Raw genomic sequence first — 21,179 nt, forward strand, 5'->3', positions numbered from 1 at the left:
CAGGCCATCTTGGCCAGCCGCTGCAAGGGCCGCGAGCCCGGCCCGCAGAGGTTTGCCAGCGCGGGCATGGTCAAGCGATCTGCGGACGAGGACCCTGGTCTTGATCAGCGGCCTCACGCCGCTGCGCCCGCGCTTCCCGGATGACGGCAGCGATCTCTTCTTCGCTGAGGCCGTCAGCCCCGGTCTCGGCGGCGCTGCGCCGAACGGCGTCCAGCGCCCGGCCGAAGCGGGCTGCACGCAGGGCCTGCAGGTCCTGCTTCAGGCTCATTGGGCTGGTCTGGGTGAGGATGGCGCAGGGCTTGCCATTGCGGGTCAGCACCAGCCCGCCCCGCTTTGGCGAGACGCTTCCACACCGCGCTGGGCCGAGCCCGCAGCTCGCGAACATCAATGCAGTCCATGGGAGGGCCTTGGCAGGACATGGCAGTGACGCGGCGAAGCATAGCCAAGGCGTGCATGACGCAAGACCGGGCCGGGCACCGCCCGCTGCCGCCACGCCCAAGCCCCTCATCCTCGATTCCACTCAGCCCGGTGTCAATGCCTCGCGACACCGCTCCGGCGGTGTCGCGCATCCCCGGGCGCTCTGCGCCCTGCTGCGTACAGGACGCAGAACAAGACCCTTTGTTGACCTGATGCAGCATCAGGGTTTCCCTGATCAGGCCGTTGTGCGCTACCGTTGCCGTACACGCGCGATTGGGTCAACGGGGGCGCAGCTTGGGGGCGGGGCGCAACGGCAACGGCAACGGCAACGGCAACGGCGGAGACCTGGGCTTCGAGGCCCAGCTCTGGGCCGCCGCGGACAAGCTGCGCGGCAACATGGAGGCCAGCAGCTACAAGCACGTTGTGCTCGGGCTGATCTTCCTCAAGTACATCTCCGACGCCTTCGAGGCCAGGCGCGAGCACCTGCTGCGCGACGCCGCGGACCCGGAGAGCTTCTACTTCGTCCAGGAAGAGGCTGCCCGCTACGCCATCGCCGAGGACCGCGACGAGTACCTGGCCGAGAACATCTTCTGGGTGCCGAAGGAGGCCCGCTGGTCCCACCTCCAGGCCAACGCCAAGTCCCCCGGCATCGGCAAGACCATCGATGACGCCATGCTCGCGCTGGAGGCCGCCAATCCGGCGCTCAAGGGCGTGCTGCCGAAGGACTACGCCCGCCCCGCACTCAACAAGGTCATGCTCGGCGAGCTGATCGACTTGATCAGCGGCATCGCCATGCAGGAAGGCGCCGACCGCTCCCGCGACATCCTGGGGCGGGTCTACGAGTACTTTCTCGCCGGCTTTGCCGGCGCCGAGGGCAAGCGCGGCGGGGAGTTCTACACGCCGCGCTCGGTGGTGCGGCTGTTGGTGGAGATGCTGCAACCCTACTCAGATCACAAGAAGGGCGGCCGCGTCTACGACCCCTGCTGCGGCTCCGGCGGCATGTTTGTGCAGTCCGAGCGCTTCGTCGAGGAGCATGGCGGGCGGCGCGGCGACATCGCCATCTACGGCCAGGAGAGCAACTACACCACGTGGCGCCTGGCGAAGATGAACCTGGCGGTGCGCGGCATTGACGCGGACATCCGCTGGAACAACGAGGGCAGTTTCCACCGCGACGCGCTGCCGGACCTGCGGGCCGATTTCATCCTCGCCAATCCGCCCTTCAATGTCTCCGACTGGGGCGGCGAGCGCCTGCGCGAGGACGCCCGCTGGGCCTACGGCGTGCCGCCCGTGGGCAACGCCAACTACGCCTGGCTGCAACACATCCTGCATCACCTGAGCCCCACCGGCGCCGCCGGCGTCGTGCTCGCCAATGGATCGATGAGCACCCAGCAGTCCGGCGAGGGCGACATCCGCTCACGCCTAGTCGAGGGCGACGTGGTGGACTGCATGGTGGCCCTGCCGCCGCAGCTCTTCTATTCCACCCAGATCCCCGCCTGCCTCTGGTTCCTGGCCCGCGACAAGCGGCCGGTTCGCAAAGACGCCCGCGACCGCCGCCGCGAGGTGCTCTTCATCGATGCCCGCAAGCTCGGCCATCTGGTGGACCGCACCCGCCGCGAGCTCTCCGATGACGACATCGCCCGCATCGCCGGCGCCTACCACGCCTGGCGCGGCGCGGACGGCGCCGCCGCCTACACCGACGAGCCCGGCTTCTGCAAGGCCGCGAGCCTGGAGGAGATCCGCGGCCACGACCACGTGCTGACCCCCGGGCGCTACGTCGGCGCCGCCGCCGTCGAGGACGACGGCGCGCCCTTCTCGGAGCGCTTAGCGGAGCTGAAGGCGAAGCTCGATGAGCAGTTGGCGGAGGGGGAGGAGTTGGGGGCGTTGATTCAGGCGAAGTTGGAGGGGGTAGTCAATGTCTGACTGGGTGACAACCAGCCTGGGCGAATTTGCGACCCTCCAGCGGGGGCACGATTTGCCCGAGCACTCGCGACATACCGGAGATGTCCCGGTCATCGGCTCCTTCGGGATCACGGGGACTCATTCTGAGTGGGTTTCTCAAGGCCCCGGAGTCACCGTTGGACGAAGCGGTGCTTCAATCGGCGTGGTCTCGTATGTCGAAAGAGATTATTGGCCGCTCAATACATGCCTTTATGTCACGGATTTTCACGGCAACAATCGGCGCTTTGTCTACTATTTCCTGAAAACGTTAAATCTCGCCAATTTCAACTCCGGAAGTGCTCAGCCCTCTCTAAACCGCAATTACATCCATCCGATATCCATACATGTTCCGCGACGGACGGAGCAAGATGATATCGCCGCTCTCCTCGGCGCCCTTGACGACAAAATTGAGCTGAACCATCGGACCAACGAGACGCTGGAGGCGCTGGCGCGGGCGATCTTCAAGGACTGGTTCGTGGACTTCGGCCCGACGCGGGACAAGGCCGACGGCCGCGCGCCCTACCTCGCCCCGGCGCTGTGGAGCCTGTTCCCGGATCGGCTGGATGCGGAGGGGAAGCCGGAGGGGTGGACGCGCGAGCGTATAGGCGAGCATGTCAAGGCTGCGAAAGGCCTGAGCTACAAGGGCTCGGGGCTGACAACCGCGGACTCCGGCATGCCATTGCACAACCTGAACTCCGTGCTGGAAGGCGGCGGCTACAAGACAGACGGACTCAAGTTCTACGCCGGAGATTACAAGCCTAAGCACACGGTGCGACCGGGCGACCTGATCGTCGCGAATACGGAGCAGGGTTTCGATCATTTGTTGATTGGATACTCCGCAATAGTTCCCCGCTGGACTGGCAAGGAAGCTCTCTTTAGTCATCATCTCTACAGGGTTGAGCCGCTGTCCGTCTCCCCGGTGAGCCGCATCTGGCTGCACTTCGCGTTGAGCGCTTCCTGGATCGGGGATGTCGTGCGTCGATTCTCGAACGGCACGACGGTCAATATGCTCCCTGCGGACGCTTTCGCACTTCCCGAGATCACGGTACCCAATAAGGAGATCGTCCGGGCGTTCGATGGCCTAGCGGAGCCGCTGTTGAGCCGGCAAGAGGACAGTTTCTGCGAGTCCCAAACGCTCGCCCAAACCCGCGACCTCCTCCTCCCCAAGCTCATGTCCGGCGAGATCCGCCTGCGTGACGCCGAGCGCATGGTCGAGGACGCAGCATGAGCACGGCGCCGCTCGGCCGGCTGGCGAAGGTGGACCTGCGCGACGCCTGGCAGTCGGAGGCCGGCGACTTCACGCCCTGGCTGGCGCAGGCGGAGAACATCGCGCTCCTCGGCGAGGCCATCGGCCTGGAGCTGGAGGTGGAGGCACAGGAGAAGGACGTCGGGCCGTTTCGTGCGGACATTCTGTGCCGCAACACCGCCAGCGGCGCCTGGGTGCTGGTCGAGAACCAGCTTGAGCGCACCGATCACATCCACCTCGGCCAACTGCTCACCTACGCCGCCGGGCTCAATGCGGTGACCATCGTCTGGATCGCGGCGCGCTTCACCGAGGAGCACCGCGCCGCGCTGGACTGGCTGAACGACATCACCGACGAGCGCTTCAACTTCTTTGGGCTGGAGGTGGAGCTGTGGCGCATCGGCGACTCCGCCATTGCGCCGAAATTCAACGTCGTCTCCAAGCCCAACGACTGGACGCGCTCGGTGTCCGATGCGGCCAAAGGCATCAGCGAGACCGCGCTCACCGACACGCAGCGCCTGCAACTGGACTTCTGGGCGGGCTTTCGCGCGCACATGCTGGCGCAGGGCTCGCCGGTTCGGCCGACGCGGGCGCTGAAGCAGAACTGGATGTGGATGGCCATCGGGCGCTCCTGGTGCAAGCTGATGGCCACGATCTCGACCTGGAGCAGCGAGACCCAGGCCTACGGGCCGGGGGAAGTGCGCGCGGAGCTGCACCTGACGGACGAGGACGCGGGAACCTACTTTCAGCTCTTGGCGCGCGAGAAGGCGGCCATCGAGGCGAGATTCGGAGAGCCGCTCATCTGGTACACCAAGGCGGGCGTGCGCAGTTGCCGCATCGGCGTCATGCGCGGCGCCGATCTGCAAGACCGCGACACCTGGCCGGAGCTGTTCGAGTGGCTGCGCGTCAAGCTCGAGGCGCTCAACGCTGCCTTCCGGGAGCGCGTTCGCTCGCTGGATGCCGCAGATTGGCAGCCGGACGACGCGGCGGGCGGGGATGCGTGACCAAGCTCGGGAAAGAGCACTCAGCCGCCGCCGCGGTCGTTCGGCTCCTGGAGCCTGATTGCCCCAGGGCCCGCGCTTCGTGCCGACGCGGGCAAGGCGCCACGCCGAAGCGGCCGACCACGCCGAGGAGCAGATGCTGATGGATGCCAATACACGCAAGGAACGGTTCTCTTTGGCCTACATCGCCGCGGTCGCCGCCAAGGCCGGGTTCGACCTGATCGAGCCCCGTGTGGACGTCGACAGCATCGACGGCGCCCTGATCTCGCACGCAGGGCGACGGCCGAGGATTGAGTTTCAGGCGAAGGCGACGGCCCGGGACGTGCTCGGCGACGCGGACATCGGGTACGCGCTGCCCATAAAGAACTACAACGACCTGCGCGCGGAGGTCATCGTGCCGCGTATCCTCATTCTCGTCGTGCTGCCGCAAGCCGAGGACGATTGGCTGACCCACAGCGAGGAGGAGCTGGTCCTGCGTCACTGCGGCTATTACCTATCGCTCGCGGGCCTGCCGGAGCGCGATAATACCGCCAGCGTCACTGTGCGCATCCCCCGCGAGAACCGTTTCGATCCGACCCGGCTCGCAGCCATGATGAACCTTGCCGCTCTCTGAGTCGTCATGCGAACCGAACTGACCGACGAGGCCGCGCTGAGCAGCTTGCCCTGGGGCGACTTGAAGTCGTACCTCGATGTGCAGGGGTGGGCGCTCGTGGACCGCATCGGGGACAAGGCCCTCGTGTACCGGCCCGGGGACGGGTCCCGCGAGGCGGTGGAGATCCTGGTGCCCGCACGGGACGACCTCGGCGACTATGCGTTGCGCATGGCGGAGGCCGTGCGGATTCTGGCTGACGTGGAGCAGCGATCCGCCCTCGCCGTCTACGGTGATATCACCTTGTCCGGTCTCGATGTCGTGCGCCTGCGTGCGCCGACTTCCGAGGCGGACGGCGCCATCGCCATCGAGGAGGGCGTGACCCTGTATCGCGAGGCCGAGAACCTGATGCTGTCGGCGGCCTGTGCAGCAGTAGATCCGCGGCGCAGCTATCACTTGCGTAAGGTGACCGAGGCCACGGACTACCTCAAGTCCGTGCGGCTCGGTCCGAGCGAGCGCGGCAGCTATATCCTGACCGTCTTCTCGCCGGTCCAGCCGCGGCTTGGGGGTCAGCAGCAACTGGAGCTCGGCGACGAGCCCTTCTCCCGCACAGTGACGTTGCGCCTGGCCGACGCGCTCGGCGCCGCCAAGCGGGCAGCCGATCAGGCGATCTCCGATGGGGCCTTCGCCCCGTTCGACGCCGCCGTTGCCCAGGGTGTCAGCGCGAATCTGTGCGAGGCGGTGGCGCGTCTGGCCGAGGCCGCGCGCGGGATCGACATCGGCCTGTCCTGGGCGCGCACCCGGCCGACCGGCCGCCGCAATCAGCGGTTCCATTTCAGCCCGGATGTGGCGGACGTCCTGCGGGAAGCGGCCAGCATCTTTCGCAGGTCCGAGCCCCTCACGGACGAGCGTCTCAGCGGCTTCGTGATCGCCCTAGACCGGCCGGTGGAGCACTTCGACGGCAGCGCGACCTTGCGGGTCCTGCTCGACGACAAGCCGAAGCGCGTCCGGGTGCGCTTCGAGCAGTCCGTTTACGCGCAAGTGATCCGCGCGTTCCAGGAGAAGCTGGTCCTATCCCTCCGGGGAGACCTGTATCCGGTTGGCCAGCGGTGGGAGATCCGCAATCCGCGGGAGATCCGTATCGAGGAAGACCAGGATGCCGATGTCGCCGATGATTGACGGCGTTTGCAGACGCTTAGGGCTGTTCTGAACGGCCCGCATAACTAACGAAGAACCGCCCGCTCGTACGGTCAAGCAGTCGTGGGCCCGGGCAGCCCGGTGCACGGCCGCACCTGAAAGCCGGCATCGCACAGTGACGGGAGAACGAGCATGGCAAAGCTCGCCGAAAGCCACGTCGAAGCCGCCACGCTGGCCTGGCTCGCGGAGCTGGGCTACACCACCGCCCACGGTCCCGACCTGTCCCCGGATGGCGCCACGCCGGCGCGCGCGAGCTACGCCGACGTGGTGTTGATGGACCGCCTGCGCGCGGCGCTGGCGCGCATCAACCCGCACCTGCCGGCGGCGACGCTTCAGGAGGTGGTGAAGAAGATCCAGCAGACGGAGCTGCCGGACCTGGTGCAGGAGAACCGCCGCCTGCACCGGCTGCTGGTGGAAGGGGTGGACGTGGAGGTGGAGCGCGCGGACGGCAGCCTGGGCGGGGACAAGGCCTGGCTGGTGGACTTCGCGGACCCCGCGAACAACGACTGGCTGGCGGTGAACCAGTTGGTCGTCATCGAGCATGGCCCAATGGGCACAAAGGAGCGCCGCGCCGATGTGGTCGTGTTCGTCAACGGCCTGCCGCTCGGCGTGCTGGAGCTGAAGAACCCCGGCGATGAGAACGCCACCCTTGCCGGCGCCTACAACCAGCTCCAGACCTACAAGGCGGACATCCCGAGCCTGTTTCGCACCAACGGCGTGCTGGTGACCTCAGACGGGCTTTGCGCGCGCATCGGCTCCCTGACGGCGAGCCTGGAGCGCTTCATGCCCTGGCGCACAGTGGACGGCAACGAGATCGCACCGAAGGGCGCGCCGGAGCTGGAGACGCTGCTCAAGGGCGTGTTCGAGCCGGGGTGCCTGCTGGCGCTGGTGCGGGACTTCACGGTGTTCGGCGACACCGGCGACGGCGTGGTGAAGATCGTCGCCGGCTACCACCAGTTCCACGCGGTGGAGCACGCGGTGACGGCCACGGTGCTGGCGTCGGCCCCGGCGGGCGACCGGCGCATCGGCGTCATCTGGCACACCCAGGGCTCGGGCAAGAGCCTGCTGATGTCCTTCTACGCCGGGCGCATCATCGCGGAGCCCGCGCTGGCCAACCCGACCATCGTCGTCATCACCGACCGCAACGACTTAGACGACCAGCTCTTCGGCACCTTCAGCCTGTGCCGGGCGCTGCTGCGCCAGACGCCGCAGCAGGCGGACAGCCGCGAGGATCTGCAACGGCTGTTGGCGCGGCCCTCCGGCGGGGTCATCTTCACCACCATCCAGAAATTCGCGCCGGCGAAGGGCGAGCAGGACTACCCGCTGCTGACCGACCGGCGCAACGTCGTGGTCATCGCCGACGAGGCGCACCGCAGCCAGTACGGCTTCAAGGCGCGGGTGGACAAGCAGACCGGCGAGATGGCCTACGGCTTCGCGAAGTACCTGCGCGACGCGCTGCCGAACGCGTCGTTCATCGGCTTCACCGGCACGCCCATCGAGCAGGACGACGTCAACACGCCGGCGGTGTTCGGCGAGTACATCGACGTCTACGACATCAACCGTGCCGTCGAGGACGGGGCGACGGTGCCGATCTACTACGAGAGCCGCCTGGCGCGCGTGGAGCTCGACGACGCGGCGAAGGCCGTGATGGACGAGGAGGTCGAGGAGCTGACCGAGGACGAGGAGCAGAGCGAGCAGGAGCGCCTGAAGCGCAAGTGGTCCAATGTGGAGGCGGTGGTGGGGGCACCGAACCGCCTCAGGCAGGTGGCCGAGGACCTGGTGGGGCACTTCGAGGCGCGCGTTGCCGGCATGGACGGCAAGGGCATGATCGTCTGCATGAGCCGGCGCATCTGCGTCGCGCTGTACGACAAGCTGGTGCGCCTGCGCCCCGACTGGCACAGCGACGACGACACCGCCGGCGCGGTGAAGATCGTCATGACCGGCTCCGCGGCCGACCCGGAGGTGTGGCAGCCGCACCTTGGTCACAATCGGGGCGGCAAGTCACGCCGCGACCTGCTCGCGAAGCGGGCGCGGGACCCGGCCGACCCGCTGAAGCTGGTCATCGTGCGCGACATGTGGCTGACCGGCTTCGACGCCCCCTGCATGCACACCATGTACGTGGACAAGCCGATGCAGGGCCACGGGCTGATGCAGGCCATCGCGCGCGTGAACCGCGTCTTTCGCGACAAGCCGGCGGGGCTGGTGGTGGACTACATCGGCATTGCGCAGCGGCTGAAAAGCGCGCTCAAGGACTACTCCGACAGCGACCGCCGCCAGGCCGGCATCGACGAGGCCGAGGCCGTCGCGGTGCTGCAGGAGAAGGTCGAGGTGGTGCGGGCCATGTTCCACGGCTTCGACTATGGGCGGGGGATCAGCGGCACGCCGCCGGAGCGCCTGCAGGTGCTCGCCGGCGCCATCGACTGGATTCTGACCCGCGCGCAGGAGGCCGCGGCCAGGGAGGAGACGCCGGAGGGCAAAAAGCGCGCGCACCGGCGCTTCAATGACGCGGTGCTGGCGCTGTCGAAGGCCTTCGCGCTCGCCGCCGCCAGCGATCTTGCGCGCGACATCCGCGACGAGGTGGGCTTCTTCCAGACCGTGCGCGCGGCGCTCGTCAAGCCGACCCCGCGCGGCGCCAGGAGCGCGCAGGAGCGCGACCTCGCCATTCAGCAGATCGTGAGCCGGGCGGTGGTGTCCACCGAGATCGTGGACATTCTGCAAGCCGCCGGCATGCAGCGGCCTGATATCTCCGTGCTGTCGGACGAGTTCCTGGCCGAGGTGCAGGGCATGGAGCGGCGCAACCTCGCCGCCGAGGCCCTGCGCAAGCTCCTGAACGGCGAGATCCGCTCCCAGGCCAAGAGCAACGTGGTGCAGACCCGCGCCTTCTCCGAGCGCCTGGAGGAGGCCATCGCGCGTTATCACAACAACGCCATCACCACCGCCGAGGTCATCCAGGAGCTCATCGACCTCGCCAAGGCCATCCGCGCCGCCCGGGTGCAGGGCGAGGAGCAAGGGCTGTCCGCCGACGAGATCGCCTTCTACGACGCCCTCGCCGACAACCAGAGCGCGGTGGAAGTCATGGGCGACGCGAAGCTGCGCGTCATCGCCACCGTGCTGCTGACCCAGCTGCGCAGGAACGTGACGATCGACTGGGCGCAGCGCGACTCCGCCCGCGCGCGGATGCGCGTGCTGGTCAAGCGCATCCTCCGCCACTACGGCTACCCGCCGGACCTGCAGGACGCCGCCGTGCAGACCGTGCTGCGGCAGGCGGAGGTGTTGTCGGAGCGGTGGGCGGGGTGAGTGCGTAGAGCGGCGCGTCGGCGGCGGAGTGCACTGGTTCCCAAGCTCCGCTTGGGAACCGGGCCTGGAAGCTCTGCTTCCCGAAGACGCGAAGCAGAGCTTCGGGGCCGCATTCCCAAGCAGAGCTTGGGAACGAGTGATACGAGTGATACGAGTGTCGAGCGAACAGAAGGAGACTGCCATGCCCCGCAGCCGCTACCGCTTCGTGGGTGATGATGCGCCGTACTTCATGACCATGACCGTCAATCACTGGCTGCCGGTGTTCACGCGCCCGGCAACCGTCCAGGTGCTCTACGACAGCTGGCGTTGGCTCGCGCTGCATGAGGGTTTCCGGCTGCACGGCTACGTCATCCTGGAGAACCACCTGCACCTGGTCGCTGCCGCGCAGGACATCGACAACCTTGCACGACGCTTCAAATCCTTCCCGGCCCGACAGATCATCGACCACCTGACCGCCGCCAAGGCGCTGCGGCTGCTGGAATTGCTCGCGCTCTTCAAGCGGCGGCACAAAACCCAATCGGCGCATCAACTCTGGGAAGAGGGCAGCCACCCGCAACGCATCGAGGCGGAGGTCGTGATGCGCCAGAAGCTCGACTACATCCACTGCAACCCGGTCAAGCGCGGCTACGTCGATCTGCCCGAGCACTGGCGCTGGTCCAGTGCGCGCAACTACGCCGGGGAGCCCGGACTCATCGACGTGGACAAGGATTGGTGAAGCCCACGGCCCCGCTGGTGCGACTGCTGATTCCCGTCTTCGCTACTGATCCACTGGTCCACTGGTCCACTGGTGCACTGGTCCACTGGTCCACTGGTCCGCTGGTCCGCTGGTCCGCTGGTCCACTGGTTCCACTGGTTCCCAAGCTCCGCTTGGGAACCGGGCCTGGAAGCTCCGCTTCCCGAAGACACGAAGCAGAGCTTCGCGACTGCGTTCCCAAGCAGAGCTTGGGAACGAGTGAGCAGGAACTTGTTGGTGCGCAGGGGGGGACTCGAACCTCCCCGGATTGCTCCACTGGTACCTAAATCCAGCGCGTCTACCAGTGGAGCTTGTGCCGCGGCTCGACGAGCCGCTCCGCAGGGCCTTGGCGCAGCTGGGCTAGGCAGGCGGCGCCGTCGGCAATCGCCCGAATTCGTCGATGACGCGCACCAGGCAGGGCGGGGTATCCGACCAGCGCCAGAACACGAGGTTGCACCGCGACGGCGCGTCCGGCGCTGGGTTCGAGGCCGGTGCAAAGCTCGGCACCAGCGCGCCTGCGAGGCCGGCACCGATCAGCGCATCGGCGAGCTGCCAGCTCGGCGGCGTGAGGCCGCGGCTGGCGAGGTCTTCCCAAGGGCAGGCGAGGGCGGTGGGGTCGAGGTCCGCGGCGGTGAGTGCGGCTGGGTCGGTGAGGTCCGCGATCGGCTCGCACTGCACCCGGTAGGCGACCAGCGTCATCGGCTGGGCCTTGAACGGAAAGCCCTGTTGCGCCTCCAGCCAGGCCGTGGTGATGTCGAGCGAGGTGTAAAGCGCAGGCAGGCCCCGGCGGTTGAAGCGCCCGCCGTGGCGCGCGGCACCTTCCCCGGAGCTCGGCAGGTAGGCCCAGCGGGGGTTGTGGGCGCGGTAGACGATGCCGTCGAAGGCGCGCGCCCGCAGGTCACGCGCACGCATCGCTCAGCCGCCGGGCAGAAGCGGCCGGTCAGGCGTAGCCGCCATCGGCAATGCGCGACAGGTAGTCCTTGACGGCCTGTGCGCGGCCCTCCTTGAGCAGGTCTTCGGCGGTCTTGTCGCCGAACGATGCCAGCGGCTGGGCACGGAACCAGGCAAAGGCCCGGGCCGTGGACCCGGTCCAGGGCACGGCGCGGTTGATGATGTCCAGGGTGTCGCGCAGGCGCTGCTGCGTCTTCGGGGAGGCGATGCGGGCGCGTTTGCTCACGGCGTCACGCGACAGCCCGGTGGCCTGCGCCAGCTCGCTCTTGGTGATGTGCAGCAGATCGGCCAGCGCATCGGTCTCGACGACGCCGCTGTCCGACAGCAGCTCGGTCAGGTCTTCTGCGGTTGCGGACATGGGCGCCTCACGTTAGGGCTATTATCTGGGGTGAAGTATGCGGCATGCCCGGTCGATTGCAAGCGGCCTGCTGGCCGCGGGGTCGGCGGCGGGGTCTTGCCTTTTGTCTCCGTGGAGGTTGGCGGGCGGCTTCGCTTGGGTGTGCTGTAGTACTGAGGCCAGCGCTTAGCGCGTCGTTGCAATCGGTTTCGGGTCGTCGCGAGCCGCTGGACCATCGCCGCGACGGCCGCTGTCTGGGGCCTGGCGCGGGTGTGGTAGGCGTTATCGTCATATTCCCACCAGTCCCAGCAGCCGTTGGCACTGGTGCACTGGGTGCAGTGGTTGCACTGGTTGCACTGGTTCCCAAGCTCCGCTTGGGAACCGGGTCTGGAAGCTCCGCTTCCCGAAGACGCGAAGCAGAGCTTCGGGGCCGCATTCCCAAGCAGAGCTTGGGAACGAGTCAACGAGTGAGCAGGAACTTAGAGCTGAACGCCGAAGTAACGCTCGGAGTTGGCGAGCCCGTCGAAGCCGACGAGCGATGTCGAAGTCGCTGTCGTCGCGGGCATCTTCCCGAACGGTTGAGCCGAACAGGGGGAGCGCGGTGACGCCGCAGCGTCGGGCAAGCCGCGGCTTGTGCTGTCTGAGTAGGTCCAGCGTTGCACTGGTCCACTGGTTCCACTGGTTCCCAAGCTCCGCTTGGGAACCGGGTCTGGAAGCTCCGCTTCCCGGAGACGCGAAGCAGAGCTTCCACTGGTTCCACTGGTTCCCAAGCTCCGCTTGGGAACCGGGTCTGGAAGCTCTGCTTCCCGGAGACGCGAAGCAGAGCTTCGGGGCCGCATTCCCAAGCAGAGCTTGGGAACGAGTGAGCACGAGTGAGCGAGTGAGCAGGAAATTGTTGGTGCGCAGGGGGGGACTCGAACCCCCACGGATTGCTCCACTGGAACCTAAATCCAGCGCGTCTACCAGTTCCGCCACCCGCGCCCGGGGAGGGGGTAGTCTAGCGGGTTGCCGGGTGGGACGGAATGCGCCGCGCGCAGGGGTTGTGTGCGGTGCATACTGCGCCCGCCTCTGCGCGGGGGTTGGACGAGTCGGCGCCAGCGCTGTTCCGGCCGCCGCGACACCTTATGCAGACACTGACGGAGACCGCAGACGATGATGACGCGACGCTTGGGACGGATGTTGGTGACGGGGGTGCTGCTGCTGGCGCTCGCCGGCTGCATCCGGGTGGATCAGACGCTGACGCTGAACGCGGACGGCTCCGGCACGCTCGCGATGCGCTACGGCATGTCCGAGCAGACCATTGCGCAGCTCAAGGCCATGGAGCAGCTGGGCGCCCAAGGGGGGCAGGGGCCTGGAATGGCTCAGGAACAGCCGTTCGAATTCGAGCCGGCGGAGGTGCGCAAGGCGTTCGAGGCGGACAAGCCCGCCGGGGTGGAGCTGACGGCGCTGTCCTCGGAGGTGGTGGACGGTTGGAAGTACATCGACCTCACCCTGACCTTCGACGACGTCCGCGCCCTCAAGCGCACGGAGCTGTTCGAGGACAGCAAGCTCGCCATCGAGCGCGTCGGCGGCCGCAACTATCGGCTCACCCAGCGCGGCGCCGGTGACGTGAGCGCGCCGGGGGCGTCGGAGCAGCAATTGATGCAGCAGATGTCGGCGATGCTGACGGGCTTTCGCATCGCCCAGACGCTGGTGGTGCCGGGCGACATCGTCGACACCAACGCGACGGCCGTGGACGGCAGGCGCGCCACCTGGGTGTTCGACATCGCCGAGGACCCGGATGTGATCAATACGCTCGCGCAGACCGACCTGGAGCTGGTCTTCGCCGGCGACGGTGTGCAGCTGCCGGTGGTGTCGCCCTAGCGAGACGCTGCAACGGGCGCGTCCGCGCCCTGAGCTGTTCCCAACAAGCCGGCCCGGACAGCGCGCCGGCGGCCCCAGGCAGGCGCGCCCTGGGGGCGCCGGCTTTCAGCCGGCGTCGCGCGCCGGGGGCTCGATGCCCCCGGGGCGCGATCTGCGGGGCTGGAGCGGGGCGTTGGTTCATGCTGCATGCGCTGGACGGCCGGCTGTGCGTGGGCACTCATGTCTGCCCGGACGGCGCCGACGCGGCATTGAGCCGCGCCGACGCCGGGCCGGCTGGAAGCCGGCGGCCCCAGGGAGGCGCGCCCTGGGAGCGCCGGCTTGCAGTGACTGTGGTTGCCGCTGGTGGGCGGGGCCTGCTGCCCCGCGCGGGAGATGCGCCAAGCTCGGTGCTTCGTCAGGGTCGGCCGTCGAGGGTTCGCAGCCGCGTTCCGGCCGGCAGTGGGCGCAGCCAGATATCGAGCCGGCCAAGGTCCGGCGGCAGCGCATCCCGGGCGGTTTCCGCCGCGTCCATGTCGGGGTGCAGGCTGTGCACCAGTCCGTACCAAGTCCCGCCGCGCCAGGTATTCACGGTGAGGTACACCTGTGCCGGCAGACTGTGCTGGGCGATGAAGCGGTCGATGGCGTCGCGCTCCGGGAAGCTTGCCAGCTGCAGCGCGATGGTTCCGGGATCGGTGGTGAGGGTGTCATCCTGGGCATCGGCGCCGGCACTCGCAGCCTCTGCTGCGAGGGCGTCGGTCCCGGCCAGGCGCTCGCGCAGGCCGTCGAGCCCGGCGGACAGGGCGGCGAGCTTCTGCTCCAGCCGGGCCTCCATGGCGCTCAGCGCCGCTGCCAGCTCCGGGGCGCCGGGCGCAGCGCCGGTGTCTGCTGCCGGCGCCGCGGCGTCGCTCCGGGCCCCGGCGACGCGCTCCAGGCGGCCCTCCAGCGCCGTCAGGCGGTCGCCGATGGCCTCGATGGCGTCGGCGAGCTCGTCGACGTCTTCCACCGGCGGGCCGTTTGGTACCGCGGCCCGTTGCCGCTCCAGCCGGCCGAGGCGCTGCGTCAGGTCGTCGATGGCCTGGGCCTGGGCTGGGTCGTCGGCGGGTGCTTCGGCCGCGGCGTCGGCCTGCTGCTCCAGCCGGGTGACGCGCTGCGCCAAATCGTCGCGGGCGTCTGCGCCGGTGACGTCACTTGCCGGTGTGCCGGCGGCGGTCTCAAGGTCTGCGATGCGCGCCTGCATGGCGTCGCGGACCTGGAACAGCTGGGAGAACAGCAGCAGCACCGCCGCCAGCAGGATGATGCCGATGCCCGTGAGCACCAAGAGAGCGGTGTGGTCGCGGTGGCGCTGGGCACGGATCTCGTCGCGGTGCGTCTCCAGCGCCTTGCGCAGCTGTACGGCGGTGCGGCGGCGGTCGTCGTCCACGTCGGCGATGCGCTCCACCAGGGACTTTTCCATGTCGCGCATGTCGCCGACGGGGCTGTCCGGTGAGCCCGGGTCGCCGGGGTCGCCGGGCGGCGGCGGTGGGCGGCGCAGCGACTCCGTGGGGTCGGGCTCGCTGGGGCGTCGTGGCGACTCGCTGTGGAGAAAGCGCGCGAGCTCCGGGTTGTCCGCCTCGTCTTTGTGCTGGGATGCGTCTTGATCCGGTGAATCGGTCATGCCTGCGTGATCCGTCGTCCTGGTGGATGAATACCTCAGTGACCGTGCATGATCCGCGAGCCGGCTGCGGTTGCCAAGCGGGCGGCGACGCACGCCGGGGTGGGTGGCGCTGGGGACGTCACCGGTGCGGCTTGGGATGTGCGGGTGCCCACCGCCATATGCCCGGGCAGCAACGGGCTCAAGGGCGGCTGATCGACCGCAGCGGAGGTGTGCATGCAGGTGGCGGGCAAGACGGCGCTGGTGACGGGCGCCAATTCCGGGCTGGGCAAGGCCGTGGCCACAGCGCTGGCGGCGAACGGCGCCCGGGTGCTGATGCTCTGCCGCAGCGCCGGGCGCGGTGCGGCGGCGCGGGACGAGATCATCCAGGCCACCGGCAACGGGCAGGTGGAGCTCATCGTCTGCGATCTCGCCTCCCAGGCGGACATCCGTGCCGCCGCCGCGGCGGTGCACCAGACCACCGACGCGCTGCATTTTCTGGTCAACAACGCCGGTACCGCCTTCGCCGAGCGCGGCCTCACCGAGGACGGCGTCGAGCGCACCCTCGCCGTGGATCACCTCGCGCCCTTCCTGCTCACCCACCTGCTGCTGGACCTGTTGGAAGCCGCGGCGCAGGCGGGCGAGGCGGCGCGCATCGTCAATGTCGGGACGAAGATCGACACGGCCATGGATTGCTCGGATCTCAACTGGGAGCGGCGACCGTACCGGATGATGGCGGCCTATGGCGAGGCCAAGCTCGGCAACATCCATTTCACCCGCGAGCTGGCGCGGCGGCTCGCGGGGACCGGGGTCACCGTGAACTGCGTCTTCCCTGGGGTGTTCCTGTCCAATCTGGGGGGCACCGACGGGGCGCAGAACTGGGCGCTCAAGCTCTTCGCCAAGGCCTTCGGCTGGGCGCTGCCGAAGCCGGCGCGGGCCGCCGAGCGGGTGACCTGGCTGCTGACGGCGGACACCGTGGCCGAGGTGAGCGGCGAGTATTTCGGTGACCGCAAGCCCATCCCGGCGCCGGCGCAGGCCGACGACCCGGCGGCGAATGCCGAGCTTTGGCGCTTGAGTGCCGGGATGGTGGGGCTCGATGGCGACGCGCGCTGAGAGCGCGTGAGGACACTCTGCATTGGGCGGGCCAGCGCAGCCTGACCCCACGACGGGCGTCGCTTGTCCCTCACTTGTCGGGTTGTGCTGTCGCTGCGCCGACCGACAGCTCACCCGACCTACAGCTGCCAAGGGCTCGCACGATGCGCCGATTGCGGCGTCGGCGCTTGCGCCCCGGCCCCGGCGGGCGTCAGCTCACGAGCCAGTTGCGGGCGCTGTCCAGCTCGGCGGCGGCGAAGACGCGCACCTGCCCGGGCATCATGAAGCCCATGGCCTTGGCGGCGCTGCGCAGCCAGTCCACGTCCGTCACCAGCGCGATGCGCTCCCAGGCGGCGAGGTGGCTCAGGCCGACCTTGGCGTCCTCCCACAGGGCGCCGACCTCGAAGCCGTCGAAGTCCTCACCCAGGTGGTAGAGGAGCCGGACCTTCTCGTGGGCCATGAGCGCCTCCTCCACCGCCGGCAGGATGTGATCTTCGTAGTCCTGCGCCGTGACCTTGCCGTGGGCGCTGAAGCCGATGACGTAGTCCGGAAGTCCGCTCAGTCGCTCGATCATCGGATGTCCTCCTGCCGTTCGGCACTGTGGCTCGGGCGCCGCGCAAAGCGGCGTGCCCGTTACCCCACAGCATAGTCCGGCGGTGCGCGCTCAGCGGGCCGTGCGCAAGTGCTGCGGACGCCTGCGGCTGCCGTGGCGGTGGTGGATCTGCCTGGCCTCGCTGCGGGCCTCGGCGCGGGCGCGCAGCGCGCCCATGCGCTGGCGGGCGCGGAACCAGGCCTTGCCGTTGTCGACGATGGGGGCCGGATAGTCGCGGCCGATGACGCAGCCCGCGGCCTGCTGGATGTGCGCCGGCATGGTCTCCGGGCGCGGCAGATAGGCGTCCGGCACCAGCGCCAGCTCCGGGCACCAGCGGCGGATGAAGACACCCTGGGGGTCATGGTCGCGCACCTGCTTCACCGGCGAGTAGATGCGCACGGCGTTGATGCCGGTGGTGCCGGATTGCATCTGCGCCTGGCTGAAGTGGATGCCGGGCTCGAAGTCCAGGAACAGCCGCGCCAGGTGCAGCGCGGGCTCGCGCCAGTGCTGCCACAGGTGATAGGCGGCGAAGCTCATCAGCATCGCGCGCATGCGGAAGTTGACCCAGCCGCCGGCGGCGAGCGCGCGCATGCAGGCGTCCACCATCGGATAGCCGGTCTGTCCATGGCGCCAGGCGTCCAGCAGGGCGGTGTCCGGGCGCTCGTCGCGCAGGCCGTCGCAGGCGCGGCTCAGGTTGCGGAATTCGATGTCCGGCTGATCTTCCAGCTTCTGGATGAAGTGGCAGTGCCAGTGCAGGCGCTTGGCGAAGGATGTGAGCGACCGCGCCCAGTCCTGCGCCTCGCGCTCCGGCATGGCCTTCAGCTGGGCGATGCGCGCCGCGGTGGCCTGGTACACCTCGCGGACGGACAGGTTGCCCCAGGCCAGGTGCGGGCTCAGCCGGCTGCTGCCGGACCAGGCGGTGACAGGGCTGGAGATATCGCCCTGGTAGGCCCGCGAGCGCTTGGCCAGGAAGTCCGCCAGCACCGCGCGGCCGCAGGCGATGCCCGCAGATACGGCATCCGGGCGTGGGGTGCCGGCGACGCCGAGGTCTGCGGCGCTCTGCAGCCCGGCGCTCGGGAGGTCGAGCACGCCGTCGATGTGCGCGGGCTCGGCCCGGATCGGCTCCGCCATGCGCCGGCGCCAGCGTGCGGACCAGCCGTCGCGCCCGGCGTGTGGGCGAAAGACGCCGTGGTTGGGCAGCTCGATCCACTCGATGCCCTGCTCGCGACACCAGCGCTTGACACGCTTGTCCCGTTCATACGTGATCCCGAGACCGGTTTCCTCGTGGCTCCAGAGGCGGGCGATGGGGCGTTGCGCGTGGAGCCTGTCGAGCACGTCCGGCAGGTCGCCGACGCGGGTGACGAGCCCACCGCCGCGGGCGCGCAGCGCTGCGTCCAGCTCCGCGAGCGAGGCGTTGATGAAGTCGAGATGTGCCGCGTGGGTGGTGGGGTGCGCCATGAGCTCCGGCTCATAGACGTAGAGGCAGAGCACCGGGCCACGCGCCGCGGCTTCGGCGAGCGGTGCATGGTCGCGCAGGCGCAGGTCACGCTTGAGCCAGATCAGCTCGACGGGACGGCCACGGGGTGGATGGCTGGACATGTGGCCTGCTTCCGGGGCTGGTGGGGATTGGGATGCGGTGCGGAGGCGCTGCGGCTCGGCGTCCGGCGCAGAGTGCTGAGACCTCGGCGCCCAGCGCCTCGGATACCGACGTTGGAGGAAGCTGAGGCTGCGTGCGGCGCCGACCGCTGTCTGCGCGAAAATCGGCATCCCCGGGCCACGGATCAAGCAGGGGGATCACGTGGTTGTGCTCGGCGCGGTCGGCTTCAGCCGGCGTCACCGGGCCGGCTGACACCCGCTCGATCAGGGACCAAGCCGCGAGCAACCCGGGGAATCAAGCCGTCGCGCTGCTTGTCGTATAGGGTTAAGCTAGCGTAACGCACTGCGGTGTTGCGCCGGCCCTGCCGGCGAAGACCGCAGATTGCCCAACAACAGGATGCGTCCGCCAGGGCGGCGGGGGAGTGAATATGAAAGATAATGGGGAGTTTACCCACTGGGTCGCGAGCATCGAGCGCGGCGACTGCGGCTTCACCTATCTGCGCCTCTACGGCGACGCGCCCGCCTGGGTGCGTAACGAGGCCATCAACCGCTTCGGCAAGGGCACGGTGTTTCTGCCGCCGCGGCAGAACCGTCCGCCGGCCGCTGCTGCGTAACGCGCCGGCGCGGGGGCGGCATCAGCACGGACAGCCGCCGAGGTTGCTTAGGAATGGTTGTTGCTTAGGATTAGGAACGGTTGTTGCTTAGGATCAGGAACGGTTGTTGCTTAGGATCAGGAACGGTTGTTGCTTAGGATCAGGAATGGTTGTTGCTTAGGAATGGTTCAAGAACAACTGAACCGGGGGAGCTGTAGCAAGCCCGGGCGGCGGATGCGCTGCCCCCAATTTCTGATCAAGGTCCGCCCCACCCGCGTTCACCTTGTTTCTTGACCGTCGCTTACGGCGGCGGCGCGGTGCGCCGGCTGGCGTCTGCTGCAAGGTGCTGGCCCCACGGGCCGAGCCCGGGCGCAGCGATTGCGCAGCCAAGGCCGCCCTGCACGAGGCTGTGGCCAGGGGGCTGTGGCCAAAGGGCTGTGGCCAAAGAGCTGTGGCCAAAGGCAGGCCAGGTCAGCGACAGCCTGGCCCGGCCGTCACCGCATCGGCCCCAGCCACTGCCGAACCACGCTGCCGAACCACGCTGCGGGTCCACGCTGCGCGCTGACCTGTCTCCGTGAGCGCCTGACCCACGCTAGACACTGGTTCCGGGTGTCCGCTCACCCCACTGCGCCTCAGCCCAACCCCTCCATGCTGATCCGCTCAGCCGGAATGCCGGCGGCGGCGAGCGCGCCGCCGATGTCCTCCACCGCCGTTGTGGGGCCCGCGATGTAGTAGCGCAGACCGTCAGGCGCCGGCAGGTCCGATTGCAGCATGGCGAGCAGGTCACTTGTCCCGGCGCCCACCAGCGGGGTGAAGGCGAAGTTGTCGAGTGTCTCCTTCAGCGCCCGGCACCAGCGCTGGTGGTAATGACCGTCCGGACGGTCCACCGTCCAGTACAGGTGGAAGGCCTCGATGTGGTCGATGGAGATGGCATGCTCGATGAGGCTCTTGATGGGCGCGATGCCGTCGCCGATGGCCACGAACACCGCGGGCTCCGTGGCCTCCTCGCGCAGCACGAAATCCCCGGCCGGACCCTGTACCCGGATCATCTCCCGGGTCGCTCGGTGCTCGAACAGGTGGGCGCCGAAGGCGTCGTCGCCGCGACGCACGGAGAACTGCAGATGGCGGCCGTCGCAGGGGCAGGAGGCGATGGGCAGCTCCCGCACGGCGCCGTCTTCCAGGGTGAGCCGGGCGCGCTGGCCGGCCATGAACCTGAGCGTCTGGGTGCGCGGCGTCTGCACGTGCAGCAGCAGCAGGTCCTCGCCCTCCGGCTCCAGCTTGCGGATCTGGGCGCGGATGTCCTGCTGCGGCAGGTCCGCGGTGGTGCGCGCCTCGGAGGCCTCCAGCACCAGGTCCGTCACCGCCGTGTTGGAACAGGTGAGCATGTAGCCCATCTGCTTTTCGCGCTCGGAGAGCACATAGTCGTGTTCCGCGATGCGCGTCACCTCGCCGGAGACGACCCGCGCCTTGCACTCACCGCAGTTGCCGCTGGCGCAGCCGTAGCCTAAGCGCACGCCGGCGCGCACGGCGGCCTCCAGGATGGATTCGGTGCCGTCCACGAAGAACTCGTGGCCGCTCGGGATGATCTTGATGCTGGCGGACATGAGGCGTAGGAAGGTGTCTTTCGCGAGCAGCCCGGCGCGTGCGTCTTCCGGCGGCAGGGTGTCGATCTCGCCGCGGCGGGCGTCGAGCCAGGCGCGCAGCGCATCGGCCCCGGCGCCGCCGGCAAGGCGCTCGCGCAGCTCGTCCAGCAGCGCGGCCTGGGCATCGGCCTGGGCGGCCTTCTGTGCCAGGGCCTCGCCCAGGGAGCGGATGCGCGCCACCAGCACCTCCGGGCTCGGCAGCGCGGTGTCCGCATCATGGCTGCGCGGCAGCGCATCGGCCTTGATTCTCTCCACCTGCTCCAGCTTGCCCGTTTTCTCGAGCGTGACGCTGGGATAGACCCGCAGCAGGTCGGCGATGTCGAGCTCGCCCTCGAAGGTGGTGAGCTCGCCCTTGCGGATGCGCCGCTGCAGCTCGGCACGGGTGACGCCGGCGAGGCGGGCGGCGCGGGACAGGGAAACGCGTTGAGTCATGATGGGGATGCGGGCAGTACCGGCAAGGTCTGGTGCTCCAGTCTACCCAACAAGGT

17 protein-coding genes and 1 tRNA gene are annotated in these 21,179 nt (G+C 68.6%); 10 read left to right on the forward strand and 8 right to left on the reverse strand.

What is annotated here, in order from left to right:
* Positions 1 to 70: 70 nt before the first annotated feature.
* Entirely contained in the window at positions 71 to 268 is a 198-nt protein-coding gene (locus QZ607_RS05565; RefSeq protein ID WP_295880570.1) for a hypothetical protein, read from the reverse strand.
* Positions 269 to 711: 443 nt separating this feature from the next.
* On the opposite strand from QZ607_RS05565, the gene QZ607_RS05570 reads away from it, so the two are divergent.
* From QZ607_RS05570 to QZ607_RS05600, 7 genes are all read left to right on the forward strand, one after another.
* Complete coding sequence (locus QZ607_RS05570) at positions 712 to 2,337, forward strand: type I restriction-modification system subunit M (protein ID WP_367268157.1); 1,626 nt, start codon at positions 712 to 714, stop codon at positions 2,335 to 2,337.
* Positions 2,330 to 3,583 (forward strand): restriction endonuclease subunit S, encoded by a 1,254-nt coding sequence (locus QZ607_RS05575; protein ID WP_295880572.1) that lies wholly within the window; start codon positions 2,330 to 2,332, stop codon positions 3,581 to 3,583. Before QZ607_RS05570 ends, QZ607_RS05575 begins: the two co-directional genes overlap by 8 nt.
* Entirely contained in the window at positions 3,580 to 4,602 is a 1,023-nt protein-coding gene (locus tag QZ607_RS05580) for a DUF4268 domain-containing protein (RefSeq protein ID WP_295880574.1), read from the forward strand. The genes QZ607_RS05575 and QZ607_RS05580 overlap by 4 nt, the downstream gene beginning before the upstream one ends.
* A 58-nt stretch (positions 4,603 to 4,660) precedes the next feature.
* Positions 4,661 to 5,212 carry a DUF4365 domain-containing protein gene (locus tag QZ607_RS05585; RefSeq protein ID WP_295880575.1) on the forward strand — a complete coding sequence of 184 codons (552 nt, stop codon included), beginning with the start codon at positions 4,661 to 4,663 and terminating at the stop codon, positions 5,210 to 5,212.
* Positions 5,213 to 5,218: 6 nt separating this feature from the next.
* Positions 5,219 to 6,367 (forward strand): hypothetical protein, encoded by a 1,149-nt coding sequence (locus tag QZ607_RS05590; RefSeq protein WP_295880578.1) that lies wholly within the window; start codon positions 5,219 to 5,221, stop codon positions 6,365 to 6,367.
* 150 nt (positions 6,368 to 6,517) lie between these two features.
* Positions 6,518 to 9,682: a type I restriction endonuclease subunit R gene (locus tag QZ607_RS05595; protein WP_295880581.1), complete on the forward strand. Its 3,165-nt coding sequence runs from the start codon at positions 6,518 to 6,520 to the stop codon at positions 9,680 to 9,682.
* A 181-nt stretch (positions 9,683 to 9,863) separates the two neighbouring features.
* Complete coding sequence (locus QZ607_RS05600) at positions 9,864 to 10,397, forward strand: transposase (RefSeq protein ID WP_295880584.1); 534 nt, start codon at positions 9,864 to 9,866, stop codon at positions 10,395 to 10,397.
* A gap of 378 nt (positions 10,398 to 10,775) precedes the next feature.
* On the opposite strand, the gene QZ607_RS05605 is transcribed toward QZ607_RS05600, so the two are convergent.
* The 3 genes from QZ607_RS05605 to QZ607_RS05615 form a co-directional block, all read right to left on the reverse strand.
* Positions 10,776 to 11,327 carry an RES domain-containing protein gene (locus QZ607_RS05605; protein WP_295880585.1) on the reverse strand — a complete coding sequence of 184 codons (552 nt, stop codon included), beginning with the start codon at positions 11,325 to 11,327 and terminating at the stop codon, positions 10,776 to 10,778.
* Positions 11,328 to 11,355: 28 nt separating this feature from the next.
* A complete protein-coding gene (locus QZ607_RS05610) occupies positions 11,356 to 11,724 on the reverse strand; it encodes an antitoxin Xre/MbcA/ParS toxin-binding domain-containing protein (RefSeq protein WP_295880587.1) in 369 nt (122 codons plus the stop codon).
* Positions 11,725 to 12,599: 875 nt separating this feature from the next.
* Positions 12,600 to 12,684 (reverse strand) — tRNA-Leu (locus tag QZ607_RS05615).
* 171 nt (positions 12,685 to 12,855) lie between these two features.
* Here QZ607_RS05615 and QZ607_RS05620 point away from each other — a divergent pair.
* Positions 12,856 to 13,566 carry a hypothetical protein gene (locus QZ607_RS05620; RefSeq protein ID WP_295880590.1) on the forward strand — a complete coding sequence of 237 codons (711 nt, stop codon included), beginning with the start codon at positions 12,856 to 12,858 and terminating at the stop codon, positions 13,564 to 13,566.
* 394 nt (positions 13,567 to 13,960) lie between these two features.
* On the opposite strand, the gene QZ607_RS05625 is transcribed toward QZ607_RS05620, so the two are convergent.
* On the reverse strand, positions 13,961 to 15,199 hold the full coding sequence (locus QZ607_RS05625; RefSeq protein WP_295880592.1) for a hypothetical protein: 1,239 nt from the start codon (positions 15,197 to 15,199) through the stop codon (positions 13,961 to 13,963).
* A gap of 213 nt (positions 15,200 to 15,412) precedes the next feature.
* On the opposite strand from QZ607_RS05625, the gene QZ607_RS05630 reads away from it, so the two are divergent.
* Positions 15,413 to 16,288, forward strand: coding sequence for an SDR family NAD(P)-dependent oxidoreductase (locus QZ607_RS05630; RefSeq protein WP_295880595.1), 876 nt, complete (start codon positions 15,413 to 15,415; stop codon positions 16,286 to 16,288).
* A gap of 190 nt (positions 16,289 to 16,478) precedes the next feature.
* On the opposite strand, the gene QZ607_RS05635 is transcribed toward QZ607_RS05630, so the two are convergent.
* Positions 16,479 to 16,841, reverse strand: a complete 363-nt coding sequence (locus tag QZ607_RS05635; protein ID WP_295880598.1) for an STAS/SEC14 domain-containing protein — start codon at positions 16,839 to 16,841, stop codon at positions 16,479 to 16,481.
* 90 nt (positions 16,842 to 16,931) lie between these two features.
* Entirely contained in the window at positions 16,932 to 18,458 is a 1,527-nt protein-coding gene (locus tag QZ607_RS05640; protein ID WP_295880601.1) for a cryptochrome/deoxyribodipyrimidine photo-lyase family protein, read from the reverse strand.
* A 425-nt stretch (positions 18,459 to 18,883) separates the two neighbouring features.
* Here QZ607_RS05640 and QZ607_RS05645 point away from each other — a divergent pair, with 425 nt between their 5' ends.
* Positions 18,884 to 19,069: a hypothetical protein gene (locus QZ607_RS05645; protein ID WP_295880604.1), complete on the forward strand. Its 186-nt coding sequence runs from the start codon at positions 18,884 to 18,886 to the stop codon at positions 19,067 to 19,069.
* 611 nt (positions 19,070 to 19,680) lie between these two features.
* Here QZ607_RS05645 and QZ607_RS05650 read toward each other — a convergent pair.
* The gene (locus tag QZ607_RS05650; RefSeq protein WP_295880605.1) at positions 19,681 to 21,123 is read right to left on the reverse strand and encodes a 2Fe-2S iron-sulfur cluster-binding protein; all 1,443 of its coding nucleotides are present in this window, start codon (positions 21,121 to 21,123) and stop codon (positions 19,681 to 19,683) included.
* Positions 21,124 to 21,179: the final 56 nt, after the last annotated feature.

Source organism: uncultured Thiohalocapsa sp. (genome assembly GCF_913063425.1).
Lineage (GTDB): Bacteria > Pseudomonadota > Gammaproteobacteria > Chromatiales > Chromatiaceae > Thiohalocapsa.

What these genes read in the sequence shown, in the direction of transcription:
- QZ607_RS05565 (WP_295880570.1), bottom strand. Translation starts at nt 268, where the DNA reads ATGAGCCTGAAGCAGGACCTGCAGGCCCTGCGTGCAGCCCGCTTCGGC.
- QZ607_RS05575 (WP_295880572.1), top strand. Translation starts at nt 2,330, where the DNA reads ATGTCTGACTGGGTGACAACCAGCCTGGGCGAATTTGCGACCCTCCAG.
- QZ607_RS05580 (WP_295880574.1), top strand. Translation starts at nt 3,580, where the DNA reads ATGAGCACGGCGCCGCTCGGCCGGCTGGCGAAGGTGGACCTGCGCGAC.
- QZ607_RS05590 (WP_295880578.1), top strand. Translation starts at nt 5,219, where the DNA reads ATGCGAACCGAACTGACCGACGAGGCCGCGCTGAGCAGCTTGCCCTGG.
- QZ607_RS05595 (WP_295880581.1), top strand. Translation starts at nt 6,518, where the DNA reads ATGGCAAAGCTCGCCGAAAGCCACGTCGAAGCCGCCACGCTGGCCTGG.
- QZ607_RS05600 (WP_295880584.1), top strand. Translation starts at nt 9,864, where the DNA reads ATGCCCCGCAGCCGCTACCGCTTCGTGGGTGATGATGCGCCGTACTTC.
- QZ607_RS05605 (WP_295880585.1), bottom strand. Translation starts at nt 11,327, where the DNA reads ATGCGTGCGCGTGACCTGCGGGCGCGCGCCTTCGACGGCATCGTCTAC.
- QZ607_RS05610 (WP_295880587.1), bottom strand. Translation starts at nt 11,724, where the DNA reads ATGTCCGCAACCGCAGAAGACCTGACCGAGCTGCTGTCGGACAGCGGC.
- QZ607_RS05620 (WP_295880590.1), top strand. Translation starts at nt 12,856, where the DNA reads ATGATGACGCGACGCTTGGGACGGATGTTGGTGACGGGGGTGCTGCTG.
- QZ607_RS05625 (WP_295880592.1), bottom strand. Translation starts at nt 15,199, where the DNA reads ATGACCGATTCACCGGATCAAGACGCATCCCAGCACAAAGACGAGGCG.
- QZ607_RS05630 (WP_295880595.1), top strand. Translation starts at nt 15,413, where the DNA reads ATGCAGGTGGCGGGCAAGACGGCGCTGGTGACGGGCGCCAATTCCGGG.
- QZ607_RS05635 (WP_295880598.1), bottom strand. Translation starts at nt 16,841, where the DNA reads ATGATCGAGCGACTGAGCGGACTTCCGGACTACGTCATCGGCTTCAGC.
- QZ607_RS05640 (WP_295880601.1), bottom strand. Translation starts at nt 18,458, where the DNA reads ATGTCCAGCCATCCACCCCGTGGCCGTCCCGTCGAGCTGATCTGGCTC.
- QZ607_RS05645 (WP_295880604.1), top strand. Translation starts at nt 18,884, where the DNA reads ATGAAAGATAATGGGGAGTTTACCCACTGGGTCGCGAGCATCGAGCGC.
- QZ607_RS05650 (WP_295880605.1), bottom strand. Translation starts at nt 21,123, where the DNA reads ATGACTCAACGCGTTTCCCTGTCCCGCGCCGCCCGCCTCGCCGGCGTC.